We start from the raw sequence: 5,628 nt of genomic DNA on the forward strand, positions 1-5,628 counted from the left end.
CCCGGATAGATGCGGTGCGGATTCCGCACCTGCGGATTCACCTGCCAAATCTGCGGCCAGAGCCATGGTTTCGTCAAGAAGACCGCCGAAATGTCCCATAAGGTATCGCCGCGTTTCACGACATAGTGGTCGGGGTAGCTCGGGTTGAGCGCCAAATTCTCGCCGTAGCAAGGTAGCGTGGCCAACGCGGAGAGTAACAGCAATACGTATTTTTTCATCGTCGTGTCGCCCTTACGGCAAAGGTTTGATGTTGTTCATTAATTTTAACAAAAAGAAACGCAATTTCACTAAGCTGTCTAAAGTTGAGAGTCAGCTTCTGCTATGATTTACGCCATCGGACAGGACAACGCGTGGCATGGCCATCTTAGATATATTGCACTATCCCGATCCCCGCCTTCGGATAAAGGCACAACCCGTGCCAGCCATTGATGACAACGTGCGGCGCCTGGTTTCGGACCTGTTCGAGACCATGTACGCGGCGCCCGGGATCGGTCTTGCCGCCACCCAGGTCAACGTCCACCGGCGGGTCATCGTCTTGGACGTCTCCGAGCGGCGCGACCAACCTTGGTGTTTCATCAACCCCCGCGTCACCGGCACCGAGGGCCGTGAGCAAACCGAGGAGGGCTGTTTATCGGTTCCCGGCGTTTTCGAGACCGTCGAGCGCGCCGAGCGCATTCAGGTGCAGGCTCTCAACGCCCAGGGCGAGGCGATCAATTTGGCGGCGGACGGCTTGCTGGCCGTGTGCATTCAACATGAGATCGATCACCTCGAAGGCAAGCTGTTCGTAGATTACCTTTCGATATTAAAACGCAACCGGCTCCGCAAGAAACTGGAAAAGGCGCAACGACTCGCCTTATGAGCGGCCCGCTACGGCTCGCGCAGGCTAGGATCGTTTTTGCGGGCACGCCGGAGTTCGCGGCCACGATACTCCGCGCTTTAGTCACTGCCGCGCCCGGCTCGTTACTTGCGGTCTACACCCCGCCGGACCGGCCGGCCGGCCGGGGACTCAAAGTGCACGAAAGCGCCGTCAAGACCACGGCGCGTGATCACGGATTAGCCATCCGCCAGCCCCTATCGCTCAAAGATGCGGCGGCAGCGGACCAACTCGCCGCGTTAGAACCTGATGTCATGATAGTAGTCGGCTATGGACAGATCCTCCCGCGCACCGTGCTCGACATCCCGCGCCGTGGATGCATCAATGTTCATGCCTCCCTGTTACCGCGCTGGCGGGGCGCGGCCCCGATTGAACGCGCCCTGGCCGCGGGCGATCGTGAAACCGGCGTTTCCATCATGCAGATGAGCGCGGCCTTGGACACGGGTCCGCTCTACGCACAGGCCCGCTGCGAGATCCGCCCCGTCGATACCGGCGGCGCCCTGCGGGAACGGCTGGCCGAGCTCGGCGCAAGCTGCCTCCTAGCGACCCTCGAGGAGATTTTGAACGAGCGCTTACGGCCCAGCGCCCAAGATGAAGGCGGCGCCAGCTATGCCCATAAGATCGAGCGCGCCGAAACCTGGCTCGACTGGTTGCGCCCGGCCCCGGAGCTGGAACGCAAGGTCCGGGCATTTAATCCGAAGCCGGTCGCGCTCGCGCGGCTCGGCGGGATGGAATTTCGCGTGTGGGACGCCCGTGCGATCGAGACCCGCGCTCCGGCTGCCCCGGGCGCGTTGCTACCCGGCGCAAGAGGCGGGATCGATGTGGCGACCGGCGAGGGCGTATTGCGTCTCACCCGGGTCCAGGCAGCCGGGCGCAAGCCGGTGAGCGCGACGGATTTCCTCAACGCCCATCCGGGTCTTAAGCATGACGGCTAACCAGTCCCCGCGGCCGCTTAAGGATGCGCGCGCGGTCGCCGCGCGGCTGGTGTCATGCGTCGTGGGGCAGGGCCAATCCTTGGCCGCATGCATGCCGATGTCGCTTAGCGGCCTGCGTGATCCCCGCGACCGCGGCCTCGCTCAGGAGCTCGCCTATGGCACCTTGCGCTGGTTCCCGGCCTTGGAGTCGCTTGTGAGCAAGCTCCTCGCGCGCCCACAGAAGGAAATCGATAGCGCGGTCTTTGCCTTACTCTTAATCGGTCTTTATCAGCTCCTGTATCTGCGTATTCCGGATCACGCGGCCGTCTCCGCGACCGTGGACGCCAGCCGGCGGCTCGGGCGCGCTCGCGCCGCCCCGCTCGTCAATGCCGTGCTCCGTGCTTTCCTGAAGCGCCGCGACAAGCTGCTCGCCGAGCCGGCCACCGAGGCCGCGCAATACGCGCATCCGGTGTGGTTGCTGGCGGCTCTCAAGACGGCCTGGCCAGAATCCTGGCAACGCATCGCGGCGGCCAACAATGAGCGGCCGCCGATGACCCTGCGCGTCAACGTGCGTTGCGGCTCGCGTGAGGATTACATGGCGCGGCTTGACCAGGCCGGACTGGAAGCGCACCCGCTCTCCTTGAGTCCCTATGCAATCTCGCTTCCGGAAATCCTGGATGTGTCGAGGCTACCCGGCTTCGACCAAGGGCATGTCTCGGTGCAGGACGCCGGCGCTCAGATCGCCGCGGTGCTGTTGGATGCGCGCTCCGGCCACCGGATTTTGGACGCTTGCGCAGCCCCGGGCGGAAAATGCGGGCATATTCTGGAGATGGATCCCGAGTTGCGGCGGATGGTCGCGGTTGACTGCGATCCCGCGCGCATCGCATCGCTGCGGGCGGCGCTCGAACGTTTACACATGCGCGCCGAGATATACTGTGCCGATGTCTCGGTACCGGCCGGCTGGTGGGATGGAAAAGCGTTTGATCGCATCCTCTTGGATGCCCCGTGCTCGGGCAGCGGTGTGATCCGGCGGCACCCGGATATCAAACTCCTGCGGCGCGAGTCCGACATCGCGGCATCGGCCGGCCTGCAAATGCAACTTTTGAACGGCTTGTGGCCCTTGCTCGCGAACGCCGGCAAGCTCCTGTATGTGACCTGCTCGGTGCTACCCGCCGAGAACCAAAACCAGATCCGCGCCTTCTTGGCCCGGCACGCCGACGCGCGCTTGGACCCGATCGCCGTAGCGCACGGCCAGGATACCGGGGCCGGAGTGCAACTGCTGCCGGGAGACGCGAATACGGACGGATTCTTCTATGCGGCTTTGCGGAAAGTCTAAGCCGCTGCCGAAGCGCGGCGCTTTAGCCAGCATGGCGCTGCTGTTGACGCTGGCGGCGGCGCCCGCCTCGGCGGCCGGGATCATGATCAAATCTGCGGCGTTGCGATTGGTCAACGGCTTTTACTTGCTGGACGCCAATCTCGGATTCAAGCTCGGTAAAGAGTCCCTGGAAGCGCTCGATAACGGGGTGGCGCTCGAGATCCTGATCGAAACCGAGCTGCGGCGGGAGCGCGAATTCCTCTGGGACGAGCGCATCGCCACCGTCAAGCAGGGTTACCGGCTTGAGCATCACGCGCTCAGCAAGACCTATGTAATCGTTAATCTCATCACCGGAGATAGGCAGAATTTTACCTCCTTGGCGGATGCTCGCGCGGGGCTCGGAAAGATCCGCGGCGTCCCGATCCTCGAACGCCGTCGGCTAAGCCCAGGGCGTGCCTATCATGCTCGGGTCCGGGCGAGCTTGGATATAGAATCGGTTCCGGCGCCGGTGCGCCTCATCGCCTACTTCTATTCGGGCTGGCGTCTGAGCAGCGCATGGTTCGAATGGAGCTTAACGGTATGAAGCGGGCACGCCGGATCCTGCTCCCCATCGGCGCATTGAGCCTGGTCCTCTTGGCGTCACTGTTAATGATGAGCAACGCCACCCAGGACTCGCAGCGTTTCGGCCAGATGTACTCGGTGCTCTTGGCGGTGAATGCCATTGGGCTCATCACCTTCCTCGTGCTCATTGCCCTCAACGTCCGGCAGCTCTACCGCGATCTGCGCGCGCGACGGCCCGGCGCCCGGCTGCGCCGGCGCATGCTGAGCCTCTTCGTCGCTCTGGCGGTGAGCCCGCTGCTCGTGGTCTATGGGTTTTCCATCGATTTCCTCGGCCGTGGCATCGATAGCTGGTTCGATGTGCGTGTGGCCCAGGCTTTGAAGGACGCGCTCGATCTGAGCCGCGGCGCGCTCCACCAGCAGACACGCAAGCTCCTGAAGCAGACGGAACAGTTGGCCTATGAGCTAATGGAGGGTCCGATCTCCGTCACGCCGCTCGATCTCACGGCGCTCAGGGATCCGAGCAGCACCGTGGTGGCCGATCCGGCCTTACCCATGAATCTCGACGAACTACGCACGAGAAGCGGCGCGGACGAATTGCTGTTACTGACCCGCAAGGGAGGTATCATCGCCTCCAGCAGCGGCGCCCACGAGATCGTGCCCAACCTGCCGAGCGCGGAAATCTTGCTGCAACTGCGGCAAGGACGAAGTTATGTTGGACTGGACGCAATTCGCGATGCCGCGCTCGCCGTCCGCGTCGTCGTCAACGTGCCGGAGATCGGGGCCGCCGCTGATCCCGGTTTATTGCAGGCGCTCTATCCGGTGGCAAGGCGCACGAATAAGCTCGCCGATAACGTGCATTCGGCGTACCTCCAGTATCGCGAACTGTCCTATCTACGGGACCAACTGAAACTTAGTTTCCTAATGACCTTGACCTTGGTCTTGTTGTTCAGCATCCTGGGCGCGGTCTGGGCCGCGTTTTATTCCGCCAACCGCCTGGTTGTCCCGATCCAGGATCTCGCCGCTGGAACCCGGGCCATCGCCGACGGCGATTACGGGCGGGAGTTACACGCGTCGAGCCAGGACGAATTGGGATTTCTGGTCGAATCGTTCAACGAGATGACCCGCAAGATCGCACTGGCGCGCGATGAGGCCAAGCGCAGCCAGGATCAGGTCGAGGCGCAGCGCTCTTATTTGGAGGCCGTCTTGGGGCGCCTGTCCTCGGGCGTGTTGACCCTGGATCCCAATCTGAGCCTGCGGACCGCGAATGCAGCCGCGAGTAAGATCCTCGGCGTCGAGCTGGTGCCGCTCCTTGGCCAAAGCGTGGGCAGAATTTGTGCCGCCTTCCCATATTTGCAGCCCTTCGGCGAGGCGCTGCGGAATGTCCCCGATGCGCCGCATTCGGACTGGCGCGAGCAGGTGCAGTTGTTCGGGACCAACGGGCGGCAGGTGCTGATGTGCCGCGGTACGACCTTAGCGGGCGCGAGCGCGCGGGTACGGGGACACGTGATCGTGTTTGACGACATTACCGCCCTGCTGCAGGGACAACGGGACGCGGCCTGGGGCGAAGTCGCGCGCCGTCTGGCGCACGAGATCAAAAACCCCTTGACGCCGATCCAGTTGTCCGCGGAACGCCTGCGGCAAAAATACCTCGGCACGCTGGCGCCGAAAGAAGCTGAGGTACTCGATCGGCTCACCCATACGATCGTGCAGCAGGTCGAAACCATGAAGAATATGGTCAATACCTTCTCGGAGTATGCCCGCACCCCCCAGATGCAGCCGAAAGCGTGCCGTCTCAATGAACTAATCCAAGAAATACTGGATCTCTATCAAAACGTCGATCGCGACGCCGTATTCACGGCCGATCTCGACCCCGAGCTGCCCGTGACCCACGCCGATCCCGGACGCCTGCGCCAGGTCTTGAACAATCTCATCAAGAACGCCTTGGAAGCGAGTGAAGGCCAGTC

6 protein-coding genes are annotated in these 5,628 nt (G+C 62.8%); 5 read left to right on the plus strand and 1 reads right to left on the minus strand.

Features of this window, described 5'->3' with window-relative positions; translation table 11 throughout:
• Nucleotides 1-218 (minus strand): LysM peptidoglycan-binding domain-containing protein (locus M3436_18800; GenBank protein MDQ3566046.1); only part of this gene is annotated, 218 nt, incomplete at its 3' end.
• A gap of 137 nt (nt 219-355) precedes the next feature.
• On the opposite strand from M3436_18800, the gene def reads away from it, so the two are divergent.
• From def to M3436_18825, 5 genes are all read left to right on the plus strand, one after another.
• A complete protein-coding gene (def, locus tag M3436_18805; GenBank protein MDQ3566047.1) occupies nt 356-859 on the plus strand; it encodes a peptide deformylase in 504 nt (167 codons plus the stop codon).
• On the plus strand, nt 856-1,809 hold the full coding sequence (gene fmt, locus M3436_18810; protein MDQ3566048.1) for a methionyl-tRNA formyltransferase: 954 nt from the start codon (nt 856-858) through the stop codon (nt 1,807-1,809). Before def ends, fmt begins: the two co-directional genes overlap by 4 nt.
• Entirely contained in the window at nt 1,799-3,124 is a 1,326-nt protein-coding gene (gene rsmB, locus M3436_18815; GenBank protein MDQ3566049.1) for a 16S rRNA (cytosine(967)-C(5))-methyltransferase RsmB, read from the plus strand. The genes fmt and rsmB overlap by 11 nt, the downstream gene beginning before the upstream one ends.
• Nucleotides 3,125-3,155: 31 nt before the next feature.
• The gene (locus tag M3436_18820; protein ID MDQ3566050.1) at nt 3,156-3,686 is read left to right on the plus strand and encodes a DUF4390 domain-containing protein; all 531 of its coding nucleotides are present in this window, start codon (nt 3,156-3,158) and stop codon (nt 3,684-3,686) included.
• The coding region (locus M3436_18825) for a HAMP domain-containing protein (protein ID MDQ3566051.1) at nt 3,683-5,628 on the plus strand (1,946 nt) is incomplete at its 3' end. The genes M3436_18820 and M3436_18825, both read left to right, overlap by 4 nt.

This window comes from Pseudomonadota bacterium (genome assembly GCA_030859565.1).
GTDB lineage: Bacteria > Pseudomonadota > Gammaproteobacteria > JACCXJ01 > JACCXJ01 > USCg-Taylor.